Raw genomic sequence first — 25,814 nt, 5'->3', positions numbered from 1 at the left:
TGCGCGTCGCGCCGTCAGAGGGCAGATTTGGAGCCGGACACCCGCGCGACGCCGGGCGAGGAGGTGGTCGCCGTGCCCGAGCAGACGTCCGGCCAGGCGCCGGCGGCCGACTGGGCGTCCGACGGCCGCCCGCTGCTCTCCCTCGCGCTGACCTCGATGATGGACGCCGTCGGCGCGCACTCCGGCGCCGTGTACCTGCGGCCCGGTGACGGGACGGTCCTGGAGATGGCGGTGATGGCGGGGCTGCCCCGGTCCTTCGCCGCGCCCTGGGAGCGCGTCGGGCTGAGCGCGCCGATCCCGGTCGCCGAAGCGGTGCGCGAACGCCGGCTGGTGTGGGTGGGCGGCGAGGAGGAGATGGCCCGCCGGTATCCGCGCATCGCGGTCGTCCTGCCGTACCCTTTCGCCCTGGCCGCGCTGCCGGTGGCGACCGCGACCCGGGCGTACGGCGCGGTCTTCGTCACCTGGCCCGGATCCCACCCGCCGGAGCTGTCCGAACGGGAGCGGCAGGAGCTGACGTCGGCCTGCGAGCGGCTCGCGCTGCGACTGGAGCGCGCGGCGGCGCACCACCGCGCGGTGCGGACCGAGGCCGATGTGCTGAACGCAGGACCGCTGGGCGGCGTCTCCGACACGCTGGGCACGGTGGAGGCGGCGCGGATGGTGGCCCGGCTGCCGTACGGGATGTGCTCGCTGGATCTGTCCGGGCGGGTGGGGTTCGCGAACGGCTCCGCGGCCGAGATGCTCGGCGTACCGGTGAGCGGGCTGCTGGGCTCGCAGTTGTGGGCGGCCGTGCCGTGGCTCAACGACCCGATGTACGAGGAGCGCTACCGGGCCGCGCTGATCGGCCAGGACGCCACCTCCTTCGTCGCGCTGCGCCCGCCCTCCGAGTGGCTGTCGTTCCGGCTGTATCCGAGCACCACCGGCATCAGCGTGCGGATCAGCCGGGCCAGGTCCGTGTCGCAGATGGGGCCGTCCGAGGCCCGCTCCGGGGACGCGCCGACCCGGCTGGTGTCGATGTCGCAGGCGCTGAGCCTGGCCGGGGCGCTCACCGAGACGGTGAGCGTGCAGGACGTGGTGGGGATGGTCGCGGACGAGATCGCGCCCGCGGTGGGCAGCCGGGCGCTGGCGCTGCTGGGCGCGCGGGCCGGCCGGCTGCATGTGCTCGGGCACCACGGTTATCCCGACCCTGGGGCGGTGGAACAGTTCGACGGGATGCCGCTGACCGCTCCGACGCCGGGGGCGCGCGCCGTCTCCCACAGCGTGCCGGCGTTCTTCGACTCCCCGCAGCAGTTGCAGCACCTGTACCCGGCCCGGCCCGGCCCCCCCGACGGCTTCGGCTCGTGGGCCTACCTGCCGTTGATCGCCTCCGGCCGCCCGGTGGGCGCCTGTGTGCTGGCCTACGCCGAGCCGCACCCGTTCTCCACCCATGAGCGCGCGGTGCTGTCCAGCCTGGCCGGGCTGATCGCGCAGGCCCTGGACCGTGCCCTGCTGTACGACACCAAGCACCGGCTGGCGCACGGACTGCAGGCGGCGCTGCTGCCGCCCTCCCTGCCGCGGCTGGCCGGCGTCGAGGCGACCGCCCGCTATCTGCCCGCCACGCGGGGCATGGAGATCGGCGGGGACTTCTACGACCTGGTGCCCTCGCCGCCGCTCGCCGCGGCCGTGATCGGCGACGTGCAGGGGCACAACGTGACGGCGGCCGGTCTGATGGGGCAGCTGCGCACCGCCGTCCGGGCCTACACGACGGTGGGCCAGGGGCCGGCGGAGGTCATGCGCAGCACCAACCGGCTGCTGATCGACCTCGGCTCCGAACTGCTGGCGAGCTGTCTGTACCTGCGGCTCGACCCGGCCGGCGGCCGGGCGGTGATGGCCCGGGCCGGCCATCCCCCGCCGCTGCTGCGCCGGGCGGACGGCCGTGTCCGGGTCCTGGACCTGGCGGGCGGGCCGCTGCTGGGCATCGACGCCTCGGCGACGTACCCGACGACGGAGGTGGAGCTCTCCCCCGGCTGTGTCCTCGCCCTCTACACGGACGGGCTCATCGAGAAGCCCGGCGTGGACATCGAGGACGCGGTGGCCGAGCTGGGACGGCGGCTCGCCGAGCACGGGGACCGTCCGCTGGAGCAACTGGCGGACGAGCTGGTGGGGCGCTACGCGGAGGCCGAGGACCGGATCGACGACGTGGCCCTGCTGCTGTTGCGGGCCCGCGAGGACGGCTGAGGGGGACCGGGGAGGATCCGTCACCGGGGGCGGACGCGAACGGTCCGGCCCTCACTGGAGGACCGGACCGTTCGGATGACGCGGTGTCGCTGGGCCGCGGTGTTGCGGTGTTGCGGTGTTGCGGTGTCGCTGTGGTCAGTGCGACTCGGTCACGCCCGAGCCGTCCTGGCCGTCGTCGTTCTGGTTCTGGTTCTGGCGGCCGTTCTGCTTGCCGCCGTTCTGCTGGCCGCCGTTCTGGTTCTGGTCGCCGCCCTGGATGGCCTCACCGGTGTTGTCGTCGATGCCGTCACCGTTCTCGTCCACCGCACCGGCGCCCGCACCCGCGCCGCCGCCGCCCTGGATGGCCTCACCGGTGTTGTCGTCGATGCCGTCACCGTTCTCGTCCACCGCACCGGCACCGGCACCCGCGCCGCCGCCGCCCTGGATGGCCTCACCGGTGTTGTCGTCGATGCCGTCACCGTTCTCGTCCACCGCACCGGCGCCCGCACCCGCGCCGCCGGCACCTGCGCCGCCGTCACCGAGCGTCGCGCCGACCGCCGCCAGGGCGGTGGTCACCGGCTGGAAGAAGGTCTCGCCGCCGACCGTGCAGTCACCGCTGCCGCCCGACGTCAGACCGATCGCCTGTCCGTCCTGGGTGAAGAGCGAGCCGCCGCTGTCGCCGGGCTCGGCGCAGACGTCGGTCTGGATGAGGCCGGTGACGGTGCCCTCGGGGTAGTTGACCGTGGCGTCGAGGCCGAGCACCTGACCGTCCTTGAGGCCGGTGGTGCTGCCCATCCGGAAGACCTGCGTGCCGACGGTCGCCTCGGCCGCCTGGCTGATCGCGACCTTCTGCTGACCGGTGTTGACGTCGCTGGGGGCCTGGGTGTTCGGGTCGTCGTACTTCACAAGCGCGAAGTCGCCGTCGCCCGGGAAGGTCGCCTGGTCGACGGTGGCGATCGGCTCGCCGTTCTCGGAGTCGGCCCACTGCTCGGCCGCGACGCCGCAGTGACCGGCGGTCAGGAACGCCGGGGAGCCGTCGCCCGCCGTCACGTTGAAGCCGAGGGAGCAGCGCGCCCCGCCGCCGAATATCGCGTCTCCGCCGGAGACGAGGGGCTTGAGGGTGCCGGCCGACTTCCTGATGGTCGCCATGCCCGAGCCGAGTGTCTGCACGGTGGACTCGACCCGGTCCCACTTCTTGCCGGTGACGGTGGAGTCGGCGGTGACGAGGATCTTGTTCGTCCTGGGGTCGACGGCCCAGGAGGTGCCCGGGACCGTCGCCTTCGTCTTCAGCGTCTTCGCGGCCGCCTCGAGTTCGGCCGTGCTGTTCTCCACCTCGCGGACCTTGGCGCCCGCCTTCTCGGCCTGCACGACCACGTTGTTCTTGTCGCCGGAGACGTTCACGACGTTGACGACCAGCTGCTTGCCGGCGTCGTCGTAGTAGGCGCCGGCGAAGGCGTCACCGAGCAGCTTCTCGAGCTGGGACGCGAGTCCCGAGGCGTCGCCCGCCTTCAGGGTCTTCACCGAGGCGGCATTGCCTGCGCCGCCGTCCTGGGAGGCGTTGGCCTGCGGCAGCAGGATGGCCGCTGCTCCGAGCGCCGCGACACCGCCTGCTGCGATGATGGCCTTGCGCTTCGTAACTCGCTTGTGACTCAAAAAACTCGACCTCCTGGGGGGACGGGGTCTGGCTGCCGTGTCGGCAGCTGCGTACATCCGTAGAGCGGCGCCTGGTTGGCCATGGGTACGCAGCCGTCACGCCGGGCGTTCAATCGCGATTGCCAACTTCCTTTGCGAAACGCTGAATCGGCCATGACCCGGGTCCGGTCCGGCGGGTCGGGGAGCAATCGCCCATATGGCGATGACGACCGCCGAAGCCGACAAGATCCTTTCCGGCGGGTTCACGCCCTCGGCACTCGCCGCGGTTCCGCCCGTCCCGGCCCCGGACAGGGACCGACCCGTTCCGCTTCCGCACTGGTCAACGGCGCGTGCCGGACTTCGGGGCGCCGCGGCGGCGGGCGTCACGGTTGCCGCGTGCCGGGGGCCGACGATCGGGGCGGCGGCCTTCGGGGAGGCCGGCCGGGCGGTGCGATCCGGTGACCGACGGCGCGTCAGGCGCTGCGGGACGTCGGCCGGATCCGCGCGCTGTGGCCGATTCCGATGCCTCGCCGACGACCGGGCTTTCCGTAGTCGCCCGGCGACTCTCCGTCGAGAAGTGGATGCGGAATCCCCGCTTCAGGAAATCTGCACAGCGCACGCCCAAGCGAGTCACCGTCGGGGCGGGTTCTGCACATCTCGGCGGCTCCACCCGGTCCATTGGGGCCGGAGTGTCGGATTCGCCGCGAGGGTGCGAAACGCTCATCCGAGCGCACCCCGTCCGAGGTGTGAAGAAGTCGGCTCCAAGGCGTGGCCGAGCCTGCACGGTTTGACGCTCCTGTGACGCAAGTGCCCAGGTGAGAGCGGTGATTGATTGGATGTCCGAGCCGTGGACCTGCTTTAGTCCAACGCACCGCAGGCCGCCGCGGTCCCCGGAGACGGGGGCCCGGCGCCGGCGTTCGCGGCCGTCGTCTGTCCCTCAGAGGGGGCCGCTCCCCCCTGATGAACACCCATGTGAAGGGAAGTCCCCCCATGAACTCCACCCCCCAGGTCGAGACCGTCGAGATCTCCGACGCCGAGCTGGACAACGTCTCCGGCGGTCTGTCGCTGAACACCCTCAGCACGGTCACCGAGCTGGTGGACGGCGTCGCCCCGGTGTCGCCCCTGGTCGACACGGTCGTCGGCAACCTCGAGGGCCTCACCGGCCTGCACACCGCCCCGCTCACCAACACGGTCGCCGGTCTCTGATCGCGCCCTTGTGACCTTTGAGTCCCGGAGCCGTCACCCGGCTCCGGGACTCGTCGGTGCGCCGAGACACCCCAGGGAAGTCCTGTGCAGTTCCGCCAACAGGCCCTCGCCAAGCTCCAGTCACCGGAGGAACTCGACCTGCCGGTGCGTTTCGCGCGCCCTCAGGGCTGGCTGGTGCTGTCCGTGACGGTGGTCGTCCTGGCGGCCGCGTCCGTGTGGGCGGTGACCGGTTCGGTCACGTCCACGGTGGACGCACCCGCCGTCCTCACCCACGGCGAGGGCAGCTACCTCCTGCAGAGCCCCGCCGCCGGCCAGGTCGTCGCCGTCCTCGCGAAGGAGGGCGAGCGGCTGCCCGCCGACGCCCCCGTGCTGAAGGTGCGCACGGCCGACGGCGTCACCGTGGTGCGGACGGTCGCCGCGGGCCGGATCACCGCGCTCGCCGCCTCCATCGGGCAGATCATCTCCACCGGCGCGAACGTGGCCGCCGTCGAGAAGATCGCCGGAGCCGACGATCCGCTGTACGCGACGGTGTACGTCCCGGCGGCGAACGCGGCCTCGATCCGGCAGGACGCGGCCGTCGACCTCACCGTGCAGACCGTGCCGTCGCAGCAGTACGGCGTGCTGCGCGGTCGGGTGAAGTCGGTGGACCGCACCGCCCGGTCGGCGCAGCAGATCGCCGCGTTCCTCGGCGACAGCCAACTGGGCGAGCAGTTCACCGAGGAGGGCCGCCCGGTGGCGGTCCTGGTCCGCCTCGAGAAGTCCTCGGCGACCCGGAGCGGCTACCGGTGGTCGTCCGCGAGCGGCCCGCCGTACGGGCTCTCCTCCATGACCCTGGCCACGGGCTCTATCCGGCTGGCCGACCAGCATCCCGTCGATTGGCTGCTCCCGTGACCGCCGCCGCGCAGACCCGTGGCCGACGGCGCGCCGCGCCGCCCCGGTGCCCGGTCCCCAAGAGCCGGGTGAAGACCGTCCGCACGCCCACGGTGCTGCAGATGGAGGCCGTGGAGTGCGGGGCCGCCTCCCTCGCCATGGTCCTCGCCCACTACGGCCGGCACGTCCCGCTGGAGGAGCTGCGCATCGCGTGCGGGGTCTCCCGGGACGGCTCACGCGCGAGCAACCTGCTGAAGGCGGCCCGCGGTTACGGGCTGACGGCCAAGGGCATGCAGATGGACCTGGCCGCGCTCGCCGGGGTCGGCACGCCGGCGATCCTCTTCTGGGAGTTCAACCACTACGTCGTCTACGAGGGCCTGGGCCGACGCCTCGGCCGCCGCGGCGTGTACGTCAACGACCCCGGCAAGGGCCGCCGGTTCGTGCCCATGGAGGACTTCGACGGCAGCTTCACCGGCGTGGTGCTGGTGCTGGAGCCGGGTGCGGACTTCGAGCGGGGCGGGCGCAGCCCCGGGGTGCTGGGCGCGATGCCGGCCCGGCTGCGCGGCACCGCGGGGACTCTGCCGGCCGCCGTGCTGGCGAGTCTGCTGCTGGTGCTGGTCGGGGCGGCGGTGCCGGCGTTGAGCCGGACCTGGATCGACACGTTCCTGATCGGCGGTCAGACCTCGCTGCTGGGCGTGCTGTTCGCGTCGATGGGCACATGCGTGGCGCTCACGGTCGCGCTGACCTGGCTCCAGCAGGCCAACCTGCTCCACGGCCGGATCATCTCCTCGACGCTGTCCAGCGCCCGCTTCCTGCGGCATCTGCTGCGGCTGCCGGTGACGTTCTTCTCCCAGCGCAGCCCGGCCGACCTGGTCCAGCGTCTGCAGTCGAACGACGCCGTCGCCGAGACCCTGGCCCGCGACCTGGCGTCGGCGGGCGTGGACGCGGTGGTCGTCGTCCTGTACGCCTTCCTCCTCTACACCTACGACCCTCAGTTGACGTACGTCGGTGTCGGGGTGGCGCTGCTGAACATCGTCGCCATGCGGATCGTCGTCCGGATGCGGGCCACCCGGACGGCGAAGCTGCGCGCGGACAACGCGCGGCTCACCAACACGGCGTACACCGGGCTGCAGTTGATCGAGACGATGAAGGCGACCGGCGGCGAGGACGGCTATTTCCGCAAGTGGGCCGGGCAGCACGCGACCACCCTGGAGGAGCAGCAGCGGCTCGGGGTGCCGAGCGCCTGGCTGGGCGTGGTGGCGCCGACGCTGGCGACGTTCAACAGCGCGCTGATCCTGTGGATCGGCGGGATGCGCGCGATCGAGGGCCATGTCTCGGTGGGTCTGCTGGTCGCCTTCCAGGCCCTGGTCGCCCGCTTCACCGCGCCGCTGACCCGGCTCAACGGCGTGGCGGGCCGCATCCAGGACTTCGCGGCCGACGTGGCCCGGCTGAAGGACGTGGAGAACTTCCGCGCCGACCCGCTCTACGACCGCCGTGAGGGCGCCGACTCCACGCGCCGGCTGCGCGGTCACGTCGAGCTGGAGAACATCTCGTTCGGCTACAGCCCGCTGGACAAGCCGCTGCTGACCGGCTTCGACCTGACCGTCGGCCCGGGGCGGCAGGTGGCGCTGGTGGGCGGCTCGGGCAGCGGCAAGTCGACGGTGTCGCGGCTGATCTCGGGCCTGTACGCGCCCTGGGAGGGCGTGATCCGGATCGACGGGCAGCGGCTGGAGGACATTCCGCGGGGGGCGCTGGCCGCGTCCGTCTCCTTCGTCGACCAGGAGGTGTTCCTGTTCGAGGGGTCGGTCCGCGACAACGTGGCGCTGTGGGACCCGTCGATCCCGGACGACGCCGTCGAGGACGCGCTGCGCGACGCGGCGCTCCTCGACGTCGTCCTGGGCAGGCCCGGCGGCATCCGCAGCCGGGTGGAGCAGGACGGCCGCAACTTCTCCGGCGGGCAGCGGCAGCGGCTCGAGATCGCGCGGGCGCTGGTGCGCCGGCCCAGCATCCTGGTGCTGGACGAGGTGACCAGCGCGCTGGACGCGGAGACCGAGCAGACGGTGATGGACAACCTGCGCCGGCGCGGCTGCGCGTGCGTGGTGATCGCCCACCGGCTGAGCACGGTGCGCGACAGCGACGAGATCGTCGTGCTCCGGCACGGTTCGGTCGTGGAGCGCGGACGGCACGGGGAACTGGTGGCGCGCGGCGGCGCGTACGCGGCGCTGGTCAGGGAGCGATGAACTGTTCGGGGCGCGATGAGCTGGTCAGGAAGCGATGAGCTGGTCAGGGAGCGATGAGATGACTGCGGTGTCCGAGGGCGAGCTCGACGTCGTTCTCGCCGCGCTGGGGCGGATGGGCTCGAGGATCGACTGCGCGGGTTCGGGCCGCCTCGATCTGGAGGGCCCGCAGGTGCTGTGGCTGGTCGCGGCGGGTGCGCTGGACCTGTTCGCGGTGGACGCCGAACAGCAGGGCCACTGGCATCACTTGGGCCGTCTGGAGGCGGGTTCCCTGCTGCTGGGCCCGGTCGCCGGGCCTCAGCACACCCTTGTGGCGCGCCCGTTGCGCGACTGCGTGGTGCACCGCGTCGGGCTGCGCGAGCTGTACCAGCCCGCGGACACCCGGACCTGGTCGTACGACGAGTACGGCAACCCCCTTTACGTGCCGCCGACTTCGAGCCCGCTGGAGTACGCGCTCGCCCTCGGCGTCGGCCGCGGTCTGTCGGTCCTCTTCCAGGCGCCGATGGCCACGGAAGGGTCCGCCCAGGTCCAGGACGACGACGTGTTCTGGATGCAGGTCCCGCCGGGCAGTGTGCAGTACGGCTCGCTGTACGGCGCGGAGGCGGCCGCCGACCTGCTGATGGACCCTGCGGTGTGGCAGTCCATGGTCGACCAGCAGTACCGGCTGCTGACCACCCTGGACCGCTGGATCGAGCAGCTGGAACGCACCCATGAGACGCGTACGGCAGCCGGGATCAAGGCCGGCGAGGCGGTGCGCGCCGAGGCCGACCGCACGCTCCTCGCGTCGATCGGCGGGAAGTCCGGGCGGCGTGCGACGGCCGCCGACGCCGACGCGACCTTCGCCGCCTGCCGCCTGGTCGCGCGGGCCGCCGGGATCACCCTTGCCGAGCCCGCCCGGACGGGCCCCGACGACGACCGGCTGGACCCGGTCGAGCGGGTCGCCCTCGCCTCCCGGGTACGGGCCCGGGCCGTCCGCCTCGACGGGCGCTGGTGGCGCGACGACGTGGGGCCGCTGGTCGGGCGCCGGGCGCTGTCCGGGGCGCCGGTCGCGCTGCTGTGGCGGCGCGGCGGCTATGTCGCCGTGCACCCGGCGACCGGTCGGGAGACGCCGGTGGAGAAGGCGGGCGCGGAGGAGTTCGAGCCGCGGGCCGTCATGTTCTACCGGCCGTTGCCGGAGCGGCGGCTCAGCCCCCTCGGTCTGCTGCGGTTCTGTATGCGCGGCACCACGGGGGACCTGACGAACCTGCTGCTCAGCGGGTTGGTGACGGTGGCGATCGGGGCGCTGGTGCCGATCGCCACCGGCAAGGTGCTGGGCGAGTACGTGCCGAAGGCCCAGCAGGGGCTCATCGTGCAGGTGTGCCTGTCCGTGATGGTCGCCGGCGTGGTCGCGGCGGCGTTCACACTGCTGCAGAACCTGACCATCCTGCGGCTGGAGGGCCGGGTCGAGGCGACGCTCCAGCCGGCGGTGTGGGACCGGCTGCTCAGGCTGCCGACGACGTTCTTCGCCGAGCGGTCGACGGGCGAGCTGGCCAGTGCCGCGATGGGGGTCAGCGCGATCCGCCGGCTGCTGGCGGGGCTCGGTCCGTCGGTCGCCCAGTCCGTCACGGTCGGCGCGATGAACCTGGGGCTGCTGCTCTGGTACAGCGTGCCGATGGCGTTGGCCGCGATCGGCATGCTGGTCGTGATCGCGTCGGTGTTCCTGGCGCTCGGGCTGTGGCAGGTGCGCTGGCAGCGGCGGCTCGTCGTGCTCTCCAACAAGCTGAACAACCAGGCGTTCCAGACGTTGCGCGGGCTGCCGAAGCTGCGGGTGGCGGCGGCCGAGAACTACGCGTACGCGGCCTGGGCGGCGCAGTTCGCGCGCAGCCGTGAGCTCCAGCAGCGGCTCGGCCGGATCAAGAACCTCAGCGCGGTGCTGGGCTCGGTGTACCTGCCGCTGTGCTCGCTGCTGATGTTCATGCTGCTGGCCGGCCCCGCACGGGGCGCGCTGTCGGCGGCGGACTTCCTCACCTTCAACACCTCCATGACGATGCTGCTCACCTCGGTCACCTCGTTGACCGGCGCGTTCGTCTCGGCGGTGGCCGCGCTGCCGCTGTTCGAGGAGATCCGGCCGGTGCTGGAGGCCACCCCGGAGGTGCGCAGCGCGAACATCCGCCCCGGCCCGCTGACCGGCGCGCTCGAGGCCCGTCGGCTCTCGTTCCGCTACTCCGACGACGGTCCCCTCGTTCTCGACGACGTCTCCTTCGAGGTGCGGCCGGGCGAGTTCGTGGCGGTCGTCGGCCCGAGCGGGTGCGGCAAGTCGACCCTGCTGCGGCTGCTAATCGGCTTCGACAGGCCCCTCTCGGGCAGTGTGCTGTACGACGGCCAGGACCTGGCGGCGCTGGACCAGGCGGCGGTGCGCCGGCAGTGCGGGGTGGTGCTCCAGCACGCCCAGCCGTTCACCGGCTCGCTGCTGGACGTCATCTGCGGGACGGGGGCCTACACGCCGGAGGAGGCGATGGCGGCGGCCGAACTGGCGGGGCTCGCGGAGGACGTCAGACGCATGCCGATGGGGCTGCACACGATCGTCTCCGGCAGCGGGTCCGTCTCGGGCGGTCAGCGTCAGCGGCTGATGATCGCGCAGGCGCTGATCCGGCGGCCGCGCATCCTGTTCTTCGACGAGGCGACCAGCGCCCTCGACAACGAGACGCAGCGCACGGTCATCGAGAGCACCCGCAAGCTCAACGCGACGCGCGTGGTCATCGCGCACCGGCTGTCGACGGTGATGGACGCCGACCGGGTGGTCGTGATGGAGAACGGCAGGATCACCCAGCAGGGTCCGCCGGCCCGGCTCCTCGCGGACACCGGCGGCCGACTGCACGAGCTGTTGCGACGACAGCTGGCGTAGAGCCCGCCGGACGCGCCCGGCGGGCTGATCGCCCCCCGCTCACCCCCACTACCCGGCACCCGGCACCCGGCACCAGCGATCCGGGACCAGCGATCCGATACCCACTAACGAAACTTTGCCGTTTCGCAGAAACTGGTCTAGCCTCCAGGTGTACGAAACAGTTTCGTTTACGTGTTCTTCGCCGACGTCCCTGGAGTGGTTCCCCATGGCCTCCAAAACTTTGACGGAAGACGCCCGCACGGGCGCCGAGCAGGATCCGTCCGCGGCCTCCGCCAAGAAGTGGTGGATCCTCGCGGTGGTCGCCCTCGCCCAGCTGATGGTGGTGCTGGACGCCACCATCGTGAACATCGCCCTGCCCTCCGCCCAGGCCGACCTCGGTTTCTCCGACGGCAGCCGGCAGTGGATCGTCACCGCGTACGCCCTGGCGTTCGCCTCGCTGCTGCTGCTCGGCGGCCGCATAGCCGACCTCTTCGGCCGCAAGACGGCCTTCCTGATCGGCGTCGTCGGCTTCGCCGCCGTCTCGGCGCTCGGCGGCGCCGCCACCAACTTCGAGATGCTGGTCACCGCCCGCGCGCTGCAGGGCGCCTTCGGCGCGCTCCTCGCCCCGGCCGCGCTCTCCCTCCTCAACACCACGTTCACCGACGCCAAGGAGCGGGCCAGGGCGTTCAGCGTCTACGGCGCCATCGCCGGCGCGGGCGGCGCGGTGGGCCTGCTGCTCGGCGGCGTCCTGACCGACGCGTTCGACTGGCGCTGGACGCTCTATGTCAACGTCGTCATCGCCGTCCTCGCCTTCGCGGGCGGCTGGCTCCTGCTCACCCACCACCGCGACGCCGCGAACTCCAAGCTGGACGTGCCCGGCACCGTCCTGGTGGCCACCGGTCTGTTCGCCCTGGTCTACGGCTTCTCCAACGCGGAGACCCACGACTGGGCCTCGCCGCTGACCTGGGGCTTCCTGATCGCGGGCGGCCTGCTGCTGGCCGCCTTCACCTGGTGGCAGACCCGCGCCGCGCACCCGCTGCTGCCGCTGCGCATCCTGCTCGACCGCAACCGCGCGGCCTCGTTCTTCGCCGTGCTGATCTCCGGCGCCGGCATGTTCGGCGTGTTCCTCTTCCTCACCTACTACCTGCAGCTGAACCTCGGCTTCAGCCCGACGAAGACGGGTGTGGCGTTCCTGCCGATGGTCGCCGCGCTCATGATCGCGGCGCAGCTCGGCACGACGGCCCTGGTGCCGCGGCTGGGCCCGAAGGCGGTCATCCCGCTGGGCTTCGCCGTCGCCGCGGCAGGCATGGCCTGGCTGACCGGGATCGGCGTCGGCTCGCACTACCTGAGCGCCGTCCTGCCGCAGCTGGTCGTCATCGGCATCGGCCTCGGTCTGGTCATGCCGCCCGCCATGCAGCTGGCCACCGGCGGGGTCGCCGCCGAGGACGCGGGCGTGGCCTCGGCCACCGTCAACGCGATGCAGCAGGTGGGCGGATCGATCGGGACGGCCCTTCTGAACACCCTCGCCACGAGCGCCGCGACGGACTACCTGGCCGGCAAGAACCCGGCGGACAAGCTGGTCCAGGCGCAGGCCACCATCGAGAGCTACACCACCGCGTTCTGGTGGTCGGCCGGCTTCTTCGCCGCGGGCGCGGTCGTCGCCTTCGCGCTCTTCCGCCGCGGAGTGCCGGAGCAGGACGCGGACGCCGCGCCGGTGATCCACATGTGACGTGCCGTATCGGGCGCGGGAGCCGCCCACCGGGGAGAGGAGGCCGCCGTCCGCACCGGACGGCGGCCTCCCCCGTCTTTCCCTGTGCCGATGCCCCTCCCCGTGCCGGATTCCCCGGGCGGACCCACCGCCGTCCCACCGCAGGCCGAGGGGGTGTTCCGTCGCCCGCGGGGTACCCGGCCCGCATGGCACACGACCTTGCCGGACCGCCGCTGCCGGCCCCCCGAGGCCCGCTCTCCACGGCCGTCCGCGCGTACCTGGAGGACGCGGGCCCCCTCCCGGCGACCGAGGCGGCGGCGTCCGCCTCCCCGTACGGCGACGACCTCCAGCTGGCCCTGTACCTCTGCTACGAGCTGCACTACCGCGGTTTCGCCGGGGTGTCCCCGGACCTCGAGTGGGACCCGGCCCTGCTGCGGGTCCGGGCCGCGCTGGAACACCGCTTCCTGACCGCCCTGCGCACGGACACACCGGTCCACGCCTCCCTCGACGAAGCGCTGGCGGAGATCCTCGTGGAGCCCGTCGAGGGCACGGGGGTCAGCCACTTCCTGGCCGCCGAGGGCGAGGCCTGGCAGCTGCGCGAGTACGCGGCGCAGCGCTCCCTGTACCACCTCAAGGAGGCGGACCCGCACGCGTGGGTGCTGCCTCGGCTGTGGGGCCGGGCCAAGGCCGCCATGGCCGCGGTGGAGTTCGACGAGTACGGCGGCGGCCGGCCCGAGCGCGTGCACGCCCGGCTCTTCGCGGACCTGATGGCGGACCTGGGGCTGGACACCGGCTACGGCCGCTATCTGGACGCGGCGTGCGCGCAGACACTGGCCGTGGTCAACATGATGTCCCTGTTCGGCCTGCACAGGTCCCTGCGGGGCGCACTCGTCGGACACTTCGCGGCGGTGGAGATCACCTCCTCGCCCGGCTCGCGGCGGCTCGCCCGGGCGATGCGCCGCGCGGACGCCGGCCCCGCCGCCGTGCACTTCTACGACGAGCACGTCGAGGCGGACGCCGTCCACGAACAGGTCGTGCGCCACGAGGTCATCGCCGGCCTCCTCGAGGAGGAGCCCCACCTCGCGGCCGACATCGCCTTCGGCGTCGACGCGACCGGGATGCTGGAGGACCGCCTCGGCGACCGGCTGCTGGCCGCCTGGCGCTCGGGCGGGTCCTCCCTGCGGATCCCGCTGCCCGAGCGGGGGACCGCCCGCGTCTCCTGACCGGCCCCGCCGCCCCACGACGACGAGATGCGTCGAGAGGCGTCGGGAGCCGAGGACGGGAAACGACGAGGAGCAACGACAAACGACGAGAACGAGGAGCTGGTGGTCGCCCGTGTCGAACTCCCCCGCCGACAGGCCCTGCCGGATCAGCGTCCGACGCAGCGGGCCCCTGCTCGTCGAGGGCCCGGTGGAGGTGGAACTGGAGGACGGCACCACCGTCTCCTCCGACCGCTTCCGGGTGGCCCTGTGCACCTGTCGGCGCAGCCGCCGCTATCCCTGGTGCGACACCAGCCACCGGGACCGCGAGCGTTCCTGACAGGTCATGGCGTGCGAGGGCCGCACCCGCGCAGGCGGGTGCGGCCGGGTGGTGCACGAGAAAGCCCGGAGGCCGGCGGCAGCCCCACACCACCGGTCCGGCCTCCGGGTACGAGATCACGGCGGTCCCGCGTCAGGGGCTCGCACTCCCCACTTCACGAGCCTGCCTCGGTGTCCACGGGGACCACGTGATCCCGGTCCTCAGAACGCGAAGAGGCTGCTCTCGGCAGCGTTCTTCACGCACTCGTTGGCGAAGGTGTGCGCGAAGACGACGCGCTTGCCCTGCCACACGCCGTCCACGGTGACGACCACCGGGTCGTACTGCCGGGTGCACACGGCATGGCCCGGGCCCGCCAGGAGCTCCGGGTCGCCGCCGGCCGAGCGCAGTTCGGCGCAGGCCAGGGCGGCGGCCGGGTGCGTGCCGGAGGGCGTCGGAGCGCAGCTCAGGGTGACGGCCCGGGCCGCGTCGGCGGTGGCGGCGGTCTCTCCGTGCCCCACGGTCAGCACGAGTGCCGACGGGGCGTACAGGGAGGTCGGCGCTGCGGCCGGGGCGGCGAGCGCGGATCCGGTGAGGGATCCGCAGACGGTTGCGGCCGTGAGGCCGAGGGTCGCTGCCCAGCGCGCGGTGTTCCGCATTGTGTGCATCCTTCCGCTCGATTCGGGGGTGTGCCGGTCCGACTCGGTCGGTGCCGAACGCGGCGAGCGCGAGTCTGCCGAGTCCGCTGCCGAAACTCACATCGACCCCATGGGTTTCAGTAACCTTGCGTATTGAATCAGTGGCGCGAAGTCACCAACTTCGAACGTTCCAACGCCGAAAACAAGCGCTTCATGATCCCTTCGATCGGTTCGATGACCGGTTCTCATAGCTTCGTTAATCGGCCTGAAACATTCCGCTAACGCCCTCACGGGCCCGACGATCTCTTCGAAGCGAGCCGTCATGAGCCGTCACGGGCCGGACCACGGCACCGACCCGCCGGTATGGTCGCCCCTGCGGCACCACCGCACCCGCGCACCACCACACCCCGCGCAACGGGACGACGAGAGACGGGACGGACGGATGGGCAAGCACTGGGGGGACTTCCAGTACGAGATCTATCTCAACGGGATGACCGGCGCGGTCCCCCGGCTGCCCACCGACCTGACCCGGCTGGAGGAGCTCACCGAGCAGCGGCTGGGGCCGGGGCCGGTCGGCTATGTCGCGGGCAGCGCGGGCGACGGCAGCACGGCGCGGGCGAACCGGACGGCCCTGGAGCGCCGCCGGATCGTGCCGCGCATGCTGCGCGACGTGCACGAGCGGGACCTCTCGGTCGAGGTGCTGGGCCGCGCACTGCCCGCCCCGCTGGCGCTGGCGCCTGTCGGCGTGCTGTCGATCATGCATCCGGAGGCGGAGTCCGCTGCGGCCCGGGCGGCGGCGGCTCACGGCGTCCCGTACATCCTGTCGTCGGCGTCCAGCACGCCGATCGAGCAGGTGGCCGAGGCGATGGGGGACGCCGAGCGCTGGTTCCAGCTGTACTGGTCCAAGGACCGTGAGGTCACCCGCAGCTTTCTGAGCCGGGCGAGGGCGAGCGGCTTCACGGTGCTGGTCGTCACCCTCGACACCCCGATGCTGGCCTGGCGGCCCCGCGACCTCGACCAGGCCTATCTGCCGTTCCTGCACGGCGTGGGCACGGCCAACTACTTCACCGACGCCGCCTTCACCGCGGGCCTCGCCAAGCCCGTGCACGAGGACCCCAACGCGGCTGTGCTGCACTTCGTGAACCTGTTCGCAGACCCCGGCAAGACCTGGCCGGACCTGGCGTTCCTGCGGGAGAACTGGGACGGCCCGATCGTCCTCAAGGGTGTGCTGCACCCGGACGACGCCCGGCTGGCGGCGGACGCCGGGATGGACGGCGTGGTGGTCTCCAACCACGGCGGCCGGCAGGTGGCCGGCTCGGTGGCGGCCGCCGACGCGCTGCCCCGGGTGGCGCGGGCGGTCGGCGACCGGCTGAGCGTGCTGTTCGACAGCGGGGTGCGCACCGGCGACGACGTCTTCAAGGCCCTCGCCCTCGGCGCACAGGCGGTTCTGCTCGGCCGGCCCTACGTCTACGGGCTCGGCCTGGACGGGCAGTCCGGTGTCGAGCACGTGATCCGCTGCCTGCTCGCCGAGTTCGACCTCACACTGGCTCTCTGCGGCCACCGCCGCCCGTCGACCGTCGGCCCCGACGACCTCGTCGAGGACTCCGGCTGACGGCCCGCGCGCACCCGCCCGGACCCGGACCGGACCGACCGGGCAGGGCCGGCAGGGCATGAGGCCGGACAGACGGGACCAGACCGGACCTGGCCGTGGACGGACCGAACCTCGGACGGACCGAGCCTCAGACGGCCCCGTCCGTCAGGTCGACGGGGCGGGCCGAGGGCGGCGCGTCGGTCCCGGTGACCGCGAGGGAGCCCGGGCTCGCCGCGGGGACGTCGGTCAGCCAGCGCTGGCCCGTCGAGTGGTCGCGCACCTTCACCACCAGGTCGCTGCCAGCGCTCTCACCGGCCGGGGCGAGAGCGAGCGCCTCGTCCCAGCGGGGCAGCAACTCGCCCTGCACGGTGAGGTCGTAGCGGACGTCCTCACCGCGGGCGTCGGTGGCGTCGACGCATCCGCCGAGGATGACCACGCCGGCGTCCACGTGCGAGTCCACGCACAGGTCGGGCTGAGCCACGCTGCGCAGCTGACCGTCGTCGTCGTACGACCACTGCTGGGTCGCCTCGGACGAGCAGCCCGCCAGCTCGACCGACGCGCCCGCCTTCGCCTCGCCGCGGACGTCCAGACACAGGTCCGCGGCGGCGTTGCGCAGCCTGGTCTGCCGGGGCGTGGCGGGCATGCGGGCGGTGCCGGGGGCGGTCGGCGAGGCGGTGGCGGCCTGCGAGTCGGTGCCAGGAGCACCGCTGGTGGAAGAGGCGGGGTCGGCGCTGCCGCCGTCCGTCCACAGACCGGCCGCGAGCAGGGTGGTCACCAGGCCGGCCGAGGCCAGTCCGACGCCGGCGAACAGCCTGCGCGGTGAGCGCGGGCCGTCGGACGCGCGCCGGCGCGGCGAGGGGATTTTCGAGAGCAGGGCGCCGCCCCTGCCTCGGGTTCCGCCGCCGCGGTGCCGCGCCGAGCCCTTGAGACGGACGGTCTGCTGACGCGACCGGCCCGGCCGGGTGTCGTGGTAGCGGCGGGCGCCCCAGCCGAGCACGGCCTCGGCGAGCAGCAGGCCGAGGCCGTTCTCGAAGCCGCCGAGCTGTTCGGCCGCGGAACGGCAGTAGCGGCACTCGTCCAGATGCTTGCGCACGTCGGGCAGGAGTTCGCCGCCGCGCCGGATCGGCACGTCCAGCAGTCGGTTGTAGAAGCCGCAGTCCTTGCTCGGCGCGAGTTCCCGGTGGGCGCGCACGACGCCCTCGCGGAGCTTGTCGCGGGCCTGTTCGAGGGCCGCGGACACGGTCTCGGTGTCCATGCCGAGCAGTCCGGCCGCGACGGTGACCTGTTCGGCCTCGACCTCCACGTGCCACAGCACGCAGCGGGCGACCGCGGGGAGGCCCTGGAACGAGCGTTCCGCCAGTACCCGGTTCTCCGGCGTCATGGACTTCGCGGTGCGCATGCCCCGGGCCCCGGCCGGTTTGCGCAGCACCGGCAGGACGCCCGACAGCTGCTCGTCGGCGGACCACAGCCGTGCCATGTCCCGTACGGTCACCAGCAGTCGGGGGCGCAGCGCGGTGCCCGGCTCGCCCAGCTTGAGCCGGTCGAAGACCTGGTGGAAGGCGGCGGCGGTGATCATCGACGCGACGCTTCCGGAGGAGGCCAGGCAGATGACCGCGTACTCGTGCACCGGCCGCCAGTGCCGGGCGATCAGCAGCGCCGTGTACTGGGCGACCTCACTGTCCGCGCCGCCGCGTATTCCGGCGGCGAGGGATTCGTCGGACTCTCCGGGGCCCTGGCCCGGCGGGGGGTAAGGCGGAAGCGGAGGCTGAGGGGTGGGCACTGAGCGAGTTCCTTTGGTACGTACCTGTTCGGTGCGGGCAGGGAGCGCCAATTCGCCTCCGCCGACGAACGCAGGGGGTCCGGCCATGACCACCCGCACGGGTGGTTCACCATTGCACAACTAAGTCGCGCACAACAAGGCGAAGGCCGGGAGGGCCCTTTGTTGATGAAAAGTCGATAAGCGAAAAGCGGCTCCCACCTCGCTCCCACCTCGTACGGCGGCCTTTTTGAGAAGTCGGGCGTCCCGGCCGGAATCCCTTCTTGCGCCCCGTGCGAAACGCGCGCACGCGGCGGGGCCGTGCGCACGCTCCCGCCGCACCGGCCCCGGTAGTTGGCTGGAACCGGCCACTTCCTCGAAAGGCCCCGCGCAGGACGGCGGCTCTCCTGCGCGAAACGGCCGCCGGCCCTGTTCCTCCCGCCCTCGGCCGGCGGCCCGGAAGGTCTTCCTCAGGACGGGTCCCAGGCGTCCCGTGGCGACCCGCGCTATATCTGCCAGGAGCGCAGCCGGTCGGCCGCGCCGTAGACGTCGGTCTTCCCGTCGAGGAGATCCCGGGCGAGGTCGACGAGCGCGCCGTACGGCGGATCGATGCCGACGCCGCTGGTGAACATGTACGCCACCGCCGTCGCACAGGCGAAGCGGGCGTTGGCCGAGGGCAGTGGCCTGAGCAGGGTGAGCGTGTGCAGCAGCGCTGCCGCCCGCCAGGCGGGGTCGGAGTCCACGCCCAGTTTGGGCGGATCGACCCGGTGCCGGGCGACGGCGGCGACGAGGGCCGAGAAGTCGTTGACGGTGGGCTGCTCGGGCAGGACCTCTTCATGGCGCTGGAGCAGCCAGGGCACGTCGATGTGGATGACGGCTGTCATCGGTCAGGCGACCCGCCCCACGCTCGTCGCGGCACGCTCGTCGTCGGGGAAGGCGGCCGCGAACTCGTCGGCGTGGGACGCGAAGAACCTGCGGAATTCCTCCGCGCCCTCCTGCAGCGCCCGGTGCCGCGCGATGTCGGCCGCGGCCGCCTCCCGCACGAGTGCCTTCATCGACGTACCGCGTTCCTTGGCGATCTGCCGCAGGTCCTCCAGCTCGCGATCGCTGAACTCCACATTGAGGGCTGGCATGTCCTTCACGGTACCGCGCGGGTACTTACTCGTAAATATTCCCAGGTCAAACTGGCGACCGCGCGGTACCAGAAGATGTTCGGTCCGTGCTCGCTCCCGACCGGTCGCGTCCTATTGCTGATCCGCCACGAAGGACGCCATCCGGGCCAGCGCCGCATTCCAGTTGATCGCGGTCTCGTTCGTCGACCAGGACTGAATGTCGTCGATGTAGCAGAACTGCCCGACGCACCCCTGGAGCTTGCCCTGCGCGTAGGGGTCCTGAATGCTCGAGTTCGGTCCGCCCGCAAGCGTTCCGGCCGGCGGGTCCGGCAGGTTCGGGTCGAGCTGGTGGGCGTACCAACGGCTGTGCTGGCGGTGGGAGTTCACCTCGCCGTAGCCGGTGACGTACGACATGTTCAGGGCGTTGCGGCCGAGGACGTAGTCCATGCTCTCGACGGCCCCGTCACGGTACTTGGACGCGCCGGTCAGGTCGTAGGCGGTGGCGATGACCACGGCGTTGTTCAGGACCTGGTGACTGGAGCCCCAGTCGTAGCGGTTGCCGTCGGGTGCGTAGGGCATGCCGTACGGCTGTGCCGCCAGGGCGGCCAGATACGTGTCCGCGCCGCGCACCACCGACCGGCGCACCTTGTCCCGTCCCGGCAGCTTGCTGGGCACGAGGGCGAGGTCGAGCCGCCCCGCGGCGGCCGTGCGCGACCAGTCGAATCCGTAGGGGACGAACACGTCGGCGGTGTGCACGGGCGAGCCGGCGACGAAGTCGGCGTACTGCTTCTCCCCCGTGGTCAGGTACAGCTCGGCCGCCGCCCAGTAGAACTCGTCGGTCGCGTCGTCGTCGTTGTAGGCGCCGCCGCCGGTGGCGTCGGCCGGGTCGGCGTACACCTTCGGGTGCGCCACGGCGGCCGCCCAGGCGGTGCGCGCCGCCTGCAGCGCCTTCGCCGCGAACGCCTTGTCGTAGGGCTTGTAGAGCCGGGCCGCCTGGGCGGCGGCAGCGGCCAGGTTGAGGGTCGCGGTGGTCGTCGGCGGGTGCAGCTCGCGCTTTTGCGGGTCGTCGTCCGGCAACAGCGGCAGGCCCGTCCACTGCTCGTCGTGGACCTTGTGGTGGGCCATGCCCGCAAACGGCTGTCCGGCCGGCACCTGCATCCTCAGCAGGAAGTCCAGCTCCCAGCGGGCCTCGTCGAGGATGTCCGGCGTCTTGTTGCCGCTCTCGGGCAGGGCGAGCGTGCCGTCGCCGAGCGCGGCCGGGTGGCCGGTGCGGGCGTGCAGGGAACGCTCGTAGGTGCTCATCAGCTCCCAGACCGCGATGCCCCCGTTGACGACGTACTTGCCGTGGTCCCCGGCGTCGTACCAGCCGCCGGAGACGTCGAGGGTGTAGTCGCACACCCCATGCTGACAGGGCACCGACGCGTCGCCCTGGTTGGGCGCGACGCCCACGTGTCCGGCGGCACGGCCGTATCCGGGCCGCAGGTCGTCACGGATCGCGATGCCGCTGCGCTGCGTGTAGTAGTACTTCGCCGCGTCGACGCGCAGCCGCCGGTAGGCGGCCGTGCCGATGTCGAAGGGGCGGCTGGTCTCGCCGTCGGCGACCAGGGTGAAGCCGGTGCCGCCCTTGCGGAAAGCGCCGAAATCGATGGAGTGCACGCGCTGCCCGGACGAGGCGTCGAGGCCGCGCGGCACGCTCCAGCCCCTCGCGACCGTCGCCCCGGCGGCGTTCCTCAGCTGCCAGGGCAACTTGCCGGCGGCGTCCGTCACCAGCGTGGCGTTCTTCGGCCCGGCGGGCAGGTAGGCGACCTGGTTGACGCGCACCCGCGGTCCGGTGTCGGGCTCGTACACCTCGGGCGGCACCCCGCCCAGCAGCGACACGTCGTCGAGACAGAACCGCCAGGGGTCGGCGCTGCCGCCGACCTGGAAGGCGACCTGTCCCTGGGCGCTGTCGACGGGGGCGGTGAAGGTGTACGTGTACGACTCCCCCGACGCGCTCAGCACCGGCGTCGCCTCGTGCCAGGTGTCGTAGGGCGCGGCCCCGAGGCCCACGACGGCGCGCACCACATGCCCCTCGGGGACGCCGGAGGCACTGAAGGAGAACCGGTACGTCGATCCCTTCTCCAGGGTGATGTCGTTCTGGCCGACGGCGGAGTCCCAGCGGTTGACGGTGCCGCCGGGCACGTCCGCGCAGAGCCGGCCGTCGGCGAGGCCCGCGGTGACGTTGCTGGTCCACCACGGATCCGCGGTCGTGTCGAAGGTGCCGTTCCTGACCTGCTCGGCCTCCTCGGCGCCGGCCTGCTGGGCGGGCAGCGCGGTGAGCGCCGCGCCCAGCAGGGCCGCGAGGGACAACAGGGCGGTGCTGCGTGGTTTCACGTCCGGGCTCCTCGGAAGACGCGGGACGCTCCGCACGGGACCGGGCCGGCCGATGGGAGCGCTCCCAGGGAGGGGTCGAAGGACATGCTTGTTGCAGTCATGACACCCCGTCAACGGTGCGGACGAAATGCCCTCGGGGCCGTTGTCAGTGGGGCGTCCTAATGTGGACGTCACGGCGAAGCAGTTCGAGAACTTCGAGAACGGGGGGATCCATGACCACTCTGCCCGACCGGTCGCGTACGGCCCTGCTCGTCATCGACGTCCAGAAGGGCGTGGTGGCGGGCACGCCCCGGCGCGATGAGGTGATCGCCAACATCGGCGCCCTGATCGACACCGCCCGCGCGCAGGAGGTGCCGGTCGTCTGGGTACAGCACTCGGACGGCGAGCTGGTGCGCGGCAGCGAAAACTGGCAGTACGTCGAGGAGCTGGTCCGCCTCGACCCGGAGCCGCTCGTGCACAAGAGGTACTTCGACTCCTTCGAGGACACGGAGCTGGAGTCGGTGCTCGCCGAACAAGGGGTGGGCCGGGTCGTCGTCACGGGAGCGCAGACGGACGCGTGCATCCGCTCGACCCTGCACGGCGCGTTCGTGCGGGGCTACGACGTGACGCTGGTCGGCGACGCGCACACCACCGAGGACCTCAGAGAGTACGGTGCGCCCGCCCCTGAGGAGGTCATCGCCCACACCAATCTGTACTGGTCGTGGCAGAGCGCGCCCGGCCGCAGCGCGGCCACGGTGGACACGGCGAAGGTGACGTTCGAGGGGGCCGACGCGGGCTGAGGCGCTTCCGGGGAGGGCGACGCGCACGCGAGGGGGCCGGCGCGCGGTGGCGCCCCGACCGGCGGGTCCCCGCCGGGGCGCCCCGCCCGTCGGCCGGCCGGTCAGGCGGTCAGGCCTCCCATCTGGTGATGCGGAGCGCGCCGCGGGCCGTGCCGGGTGCGCCGCTGGTGAGGTGCAGCCGGAGCTTCGAGCCGCGCACGGGATCGAAGGTGAGCGCCGTGGGTGTGTTCGAGGCGGTGGCCCAGTCGACGGCGGCCCCGGTGACCGGCACGTAGCGCCGACCGTCCCAGACTTCGGCGGTAACCGAGGCGGGCAGGCTGTGCGCGGCGTCGACGGTGAAGGACACCTCCACCCGGTCGAAGTCCCTGACGCGTCCGTAGTCCACCGACACCCAGTCCTTCGGCCTGGCCCCGCTGAAGGCGGGCAGCAGGGCGGTGGCCGCCTTGACGAACGCGTTGGACCACCCGGTGGCCGGGTCGCCGTCCAGCATCGCGGCCGGCAGGGTGTCCGGGCGGCCGGAATAACTGGCGTCCGGCCAGGGGTGGCTCACCGGCGCGGGGAGGTCCGCGGTGAAGACGGCGGTCGGGGTGGTCGCGACCGGGCGGGCAGGCGTGGCGCGCACCGTGACGGTGCCCCTGCGCAGGCCCTCCGCCCGTGCGGTCACCTTCAGCGCGCCGGCCTCGACACCGGAGCGCACGACGGCGAGCGCCTTGCCGTGGAAGGCGGTGCGGGTACTGGCCTGGTAACGCTCGGCGCTCTCCTGCCGGCCGTTGTCGAGGCCCGCGAGGGAACCGCCGCGCACCTCGAAGGAGATGAGGTGCTCGGCGTCGGGCACCACGGTCCCGCGCGCGTCGACGACGTCGGCGGTCACGAAGACCAGCGACCGCCCGTCCGCCGGGAGGGACCCGCGGTCGGCGGTGAGGCGCACGGCGTGCGGGGCGCCCGCCGTGCGCAGGACGTCGGTGGCGACCGTCCTGCCCTTCCTGCGGGCCACCGCCTTCAGCTCGCCCGGCGCGAACGGCACCCGCCACGTCAGGTGCAGCTTGCCCGCGCTGCCGCCCGGGCTGGTGTAGCTGCCGGGGTAGGGCCCGGTGGTGAAGGTCTTGTCGTCGCCGGTCGCCTCGGTGGTCTCCAGGTAGGGACGGCCGTCGACGGTCCTCTTCGCGTCGAACCTGCGCACGCCCAGGGACTTTCCGTCGAGGTAGAGCTCGACGGTGTCGACGTTGGAGTACGCCCACACCTCGACCGTGTCGCCCGGCTCGTGGTTCCAGGTCATGGGCAGCAGGTGGACCATGGGCTCGTCGACCCACTGGCTGCGGAACAGGTGGTACATGTCCTTGGGGAAGCCGGCCGTGTCGACCGCTCCGAAGAAGGACGCCTTGACCGGGAACACGTCGTACGGCGTGGGCTCGCCGATGTAGTCGATGCCGGACCACAGGAACTGCCCGGTGAACCACTTCCGGTCCCGGTCCTTCTTGTGCCCGTACTCGCCGCTCATCGTCCAGGAGGCGAGGTTGTTGTCGTAGGACGAGGTGGCCCGTCCGCCCGGGGTGTGGTTCTCGCCGGTGTTGAGGTGCTCGGGCTCCTGGTAGGCGCCCCGGGTCGAGGTCTCCGAGGACGACTCCGACTCGAAGAGGAACAGGTGCGGATAGGCGGCGTGCAGGGCGTCCACGGACTGGGCGGTGTTGTAGTTGAGGCCGAGGCCGTCCAGCTTGGCCAGCATCAGGTCGGCGGCGGTGCCCCTGGCGGGCGGTCTGCGGTACTTGTCCGAGCCGATGACGAGCGGGCGGGTGTCGTCCGCTGCCCTGATCGCGGCGATGATCCGGTCGGCCATGGCGAGACCGGCGGTGGAGGTGGAGTCGGGGATCTCGTTGCCGATGGACCACAGCACGACGGCCGGCGAGTTGCGGGCCGCGAGCACCATCTCGGTGGCGTCCCGCTCGCACCACTCGTCGAAGAACCGGCCGTAGTCGTAGCGCGTCTTGCCGGTCTTCCAGCAGTCGAACGCCTCGACCAGCATCACGATGCCGAGTTCCTCGCAGACCCGGATCATCTCCGGCGCGGGCGGGTTGTGCGAGGTGCGGAACGCGTTGACGCCCATCGACTTCATGATCGTCATCTGTCTGCGGATCGCGTCTACGCTGACGGCGGCACCGAGCGCGCCGAGGTCGTGGTGGAGGTCGACGCCCTTGATCTTGGCGTGCACGCCGTTGAGGTGGAAGCCCTCGTCCGGGTCGAAGCGGAAGGTGCGGATGCCGAACGGGGTGCTGCAGGAGTCGACGACCCGGCCGCCGACGCGCAGTTCGGTCTCCAGGGTGTAGCGGTGCTGGGGGGTCGCGAAGTCCCACAGCCGAGGACGGGCCACGGAGAGCTCGTGGGTCTCGGTGGTCCGGTCGGTCACGGCGACCGTGGAGGACGTACGGGCGACCGTGCGGCCGTTCGGGGCGCGGACCCGCGAGACGATCTCGACGTCCGCGCCCGCGCCGGACGCGTTAGCCACGGTGGTGGCGACCCGGACCACGGCCCGCTTCCCGGTGACCTCCGGGGTGGTGACGTGCGTGCCCCAGCGGGTCACGTGCACCGGCTCCGTGACGACCAGGCGGGCCTCGCGGTAGATGCCGCTGCCGGAGTACCAGCGGCTGCTCGGGAGCTGGTTCTGGACCCTGACCGCGATCACGTTGTCGGTGGCGCCGTCCGTGTGCAGCAGGTCGGTGAGGTCGAAGGCGAACCCGGTGTAGCCGTACGGGTGGCGGCCGACCTCGACGCCGTTGCAGTAGACGGTGGAGTCCATGTAGACGCCGTCGAACTCCACCGAGATCCGCTTGCCGGTGTGCGCGGGCGGCAGGGTGAAGGCGAGCCGGTACCAGCCGAGGCCGCCGGGGAAGAACCCGGTGCCGCTGGTCGTGCCGTACTGCGTGGTGGGGGCCGCTTCGATGCTCCAGTCGTGCGGGACCGCCACCGCGCGCCAGGCCGAGTCGTCGTGGCCGGGGTCTGCGGCGTCCGCGTACCGGCCGGTCGGGTCGGTGAGCCCGCCGGGGTCGACCAGCGCGAAGCGCCAGCCGTCGCGCAGCGGGACCGTACGGCGCCCCGGTGCGGCGGGGGCGTGTGCTGCGGAGTGCGCGGCGGCCTGCGCCGGCGGGGCGCCGCCGAGGACTGCTCCGGCGGCCGGTGCGGCGGAGGCGGCGGAGGCGGCGGCGAGGACCGATCTGCGCGTGACCGTCATGGGCGACTCTCCCTCAGCTGGACTTCAGACGGACATAAGACAGATACGAAACGGGCATAGGTAGACATCGAAAACCAGAAGCGCTCACAACTCATCGTTAACTAACAGAATCTGACGA

The 25,814-nt window shown here is 72.3% G+C and carries 17 protein-coding genes; 10 read left to right on the top strand and 7 right to left on the bottom strand.

Annotation, left to right across the window (positions count from 1 at the left end):
* Nucleotides 1–63: 63 nt before the first annotated feature.
* Entirely contained in the window at nucleotides 64–2,214 is a 2,151-nt protein-coding gene (locus QA802_RS38395) for a SpoIIE family protein phosphatase (RefSeq protein WP_334535163.1), read from the top strand.
* A 135-nt stretch (nucleotides 2,215–2,349) separates the two neighbouring features.
* Here QA802_RS38395 and QA802_RS38390 read toward each other — a convergent pair whose 3' ends face one another.
* On the bottom strand, nucleotides 2,350–3,846 hold the full coding sequence (locus QA802_RS38390) for a S1 family peptidase (RefSeq protein WP_334532917.1): 1,497 nt from the start codon (nucleotides 3,844–3,846) through the stop codon (nucleotides 2,350–2,352).
* Between the two features lie 969 nt (nucleotides 3,847–4,815).
* On the opposite strand from QA802_RS38390, the gene QA802_RS38385 reads away from it, so the two are divergent.
* From QA802_RS38385 to QA802_RS38355, 7 genes are all read left to right on the top strand, one after another.
* Nucleotides 4,816–5,031: a type A2 lantipeptide gene (locus QA802_RS38385; RefSeq protein ID WP_319168994.1), complete on the top strand. Its 216-nt coding sequence runs from the start codon at nucleotides 4,816–4,818 to the stop codon at nucleotides 5,029–5,031.
* A gap of 84 nt (nucleotides 5,032–5,115) precedes the next feature.
* Nucleotides 5,116–5,922, top strand: coding sequence for an HlyD family efflux transporter periplasmic adaptor subunit (locus QA802_RS38380; RefSeq protein WP_334532915.1), 807 nt, complete (start codon nucleotides 5,116–5,118; stop codon nucleotides 5,920–5,922).
* On the top strand, nucleotides 5,919–8,141 hold the full coding sequence (locus QA802_RS38375) for an NHLP family bacteriocin export ABC transporter peptidase/permease/ATPase subunit (RefSeq protein WP_334535161.1): 2,223 nt from the start codon (nucleotides 5,919–5,921) through the stop codon (nucleotides 8,139–8,141). The genes QA802_RS38380 and QA802_RS38375 overlap by 4 nt, the downstream gene beginning before the upstream one ends.
* Nucleotides 8,142–8,199: 58 nt before the next feature.
* On the top strand, nucleotides 8,200–11,022 hold the full coding sequence (locus tag QA802_RS38370) for an NHLP bacteriocin export ABC transporter permease/ATPase subunit (protein ID WP_334532912.1): 2,823 nt from the start codon (nucleotides 8,200–8,202) through the stop codon (nucleotides 11,020–11,022).
* Between the two features lie 205 nt (nucleotides 11,023–11,227).
* Entirely contained in the window at nucleotides 11,228–12,730 is a 1,503-nt protein-coding gene (locus QA802_RS38365; protein ID WP_334532909.1) for an MFS transporter, read from the top strand.
* A 185-nt stretch (nucleotides 12,731–12,915) separates the two neighbouring features.
* On the top strand, nucleotides 12,916–13,932 hold the full coding sequence (locus tag QA802_RS38360; RefSeq protein WP_334532906.1) for an iron-containing redox enzyme family protein: 1,017 nt from the start codon (nucleotides 12,916–12,918) through the stop codon (nucleotides 13,930–13,932).
* Between the two features lie 112 nt (nucleotides 13,933–14,044).
* The gene (locus QA802_RS38355; RefSeq protein ID WP_334532903.1) at nucleotides 14,045–14,248 is read left to right on the top strand and encodes a CDGSH iron-sulfur domain-containing protein; all 204 of its coding nucleotides are present in this window, start codon (nucleotides 14,045–14,047) and stop codon (nucleotides 14,246–14,248) included.
* Between the two features lie 200 nt (nucleotides 14,249–14,448).
* Here QA802_RS38355 and QA802_RS38350 read toward each other — a convergent pair whose 3' ends face one another.
* Nucleotides 14,449–14,883: a subtilase-type protease inhibitor gene (locus tag QA802_RS38350; RefSeq protein WP_334532901.1), complete on the bottom strand. Its 435-nt coding sequence runs from the start codon at nucleotides 14,881–14,883 to the stop codon at nucleotides 14,449–14,451.
* A gap of 421 nt (nucleotides 14,884–15,304) precedes the next feature.
* Between QA802_RS38350 and QA802_RS38345 the strand changes: the two genes are divergently transcribed.
* Nucleotides 15,305–16,474 carry a lactate 2-monooxygenase gene (locus tag QA802_RS38345; protein WP_334535159.1) on the top strand — a complete coding sequence of 390 codons (1,170 nt, stop codon included), beginning with the start codon at nucleotides 15,305–15,307 and terminating at the stop codon, nucleotides 16,472–16,474.
* Between the two features lie 127 nt (nucleotides 16,475–16,601).
* On the opposite strand, the gene QA802_RS38340 is transcribed toward QA802_RS38345, so the two are convergent.
* From QA802_RS38340 to QA802_RS38325, 4 genes are all read right to left on the bottom strand, one after another.
* On the bottom strand, nucleotides 16,602–18,233 hold the full coding sequence (locus QA802_RS38340) for an RICIN domain-containing protein (protein ID WP_334532898.1): 1,632 nt from the start codon (nucleotides 18,231–18,233) through the stop codon (nucleotides 16,602–16,604).
* A gap of 482 nt (nucleotides 18,234–18,715) precedes the next feature.
* Nucleotides 18,716–19,093, bottom strand: a complete 378-nt coding sequence (locus QA802_RS38335; protein WP_057577480.1) for a hypothetical protein — start codon at nucleotides 19,091–19,093, stop codon at nucleotides 18,716–18,718.
* A gap of 3 nt (nucleotides 19,094–19,096) precedes the next feature.
* A complete protein-coding gene (locus QA802_RS38330) occupies nucleotides 19,097–19,342 on the bottom strand; it encodes a hypothetical protein (protein WP_334532895.1) in 246 nt (81 codons plus the stop codon).
* 111 nt (nucleotides 19,343–19,453) lie between these two features.
* A complete protein-coding gene (locus QA802_RS38325; RefSeq protein ID WP_334532892.1) occupies nucleotides 19,454–21,694 on the bottom strand; it encodes a glycoside hydrolase family 9 protein in 2,241 nt (746 codons plus the stop codon).
* A gap of 212 nt (nucleotides 21,695–21,906) precedes the next feature.
* Here QA802_RS38325 and QA802_RS38320 point away from each other — a divergent pair, with 212 nt between their 5' ends.
* On the top strand, nucleotides 21,907–22,473 hold the full coding sequence (locus tag QA802_RS38320; RefSeq protein WP_334532889.1) for a cysteine hydrolase family protein: 567 nt from the start codon (nucleotides 21,907–21,909) through the stop codon (nucleotides 22,471–22,473).
* A 109-nt stretch (nucleotides 22,474–22,582) separates the two neighbouring features.
* Here the strand turns inward: QA802_RS38320 and QA802_RS38315 are convergent, their stop codons facing one another.
* Nucleotides 22,583–25,696, bottom strand: coding sequence for a glycoside hydrolase family 2 TIM barrel-domain containing protein (locus QA802_RS38315; RefSeq protein WP_334532886.1), 3,114 nt, complete (start codon nucleotides 25,694–25,696; stop codon nucleotides 22,583–22,585).
* Between the last annotated feature and the right edge of the window lie 118 nt (nucleotides 25,697–25,814).

The organism is Streptomyces sp. B21-105, assembly GCF_036898465.1.
Taxonomy (GTDB): domain Bacteria; phylum Actinomycetota; class Actinomycetes; order Streptomycetales; family Streptomycetaceae; genus Streptomyces.
This window is presented reverse-complemented; position numbering and strand designations above follow the sequence as displayed.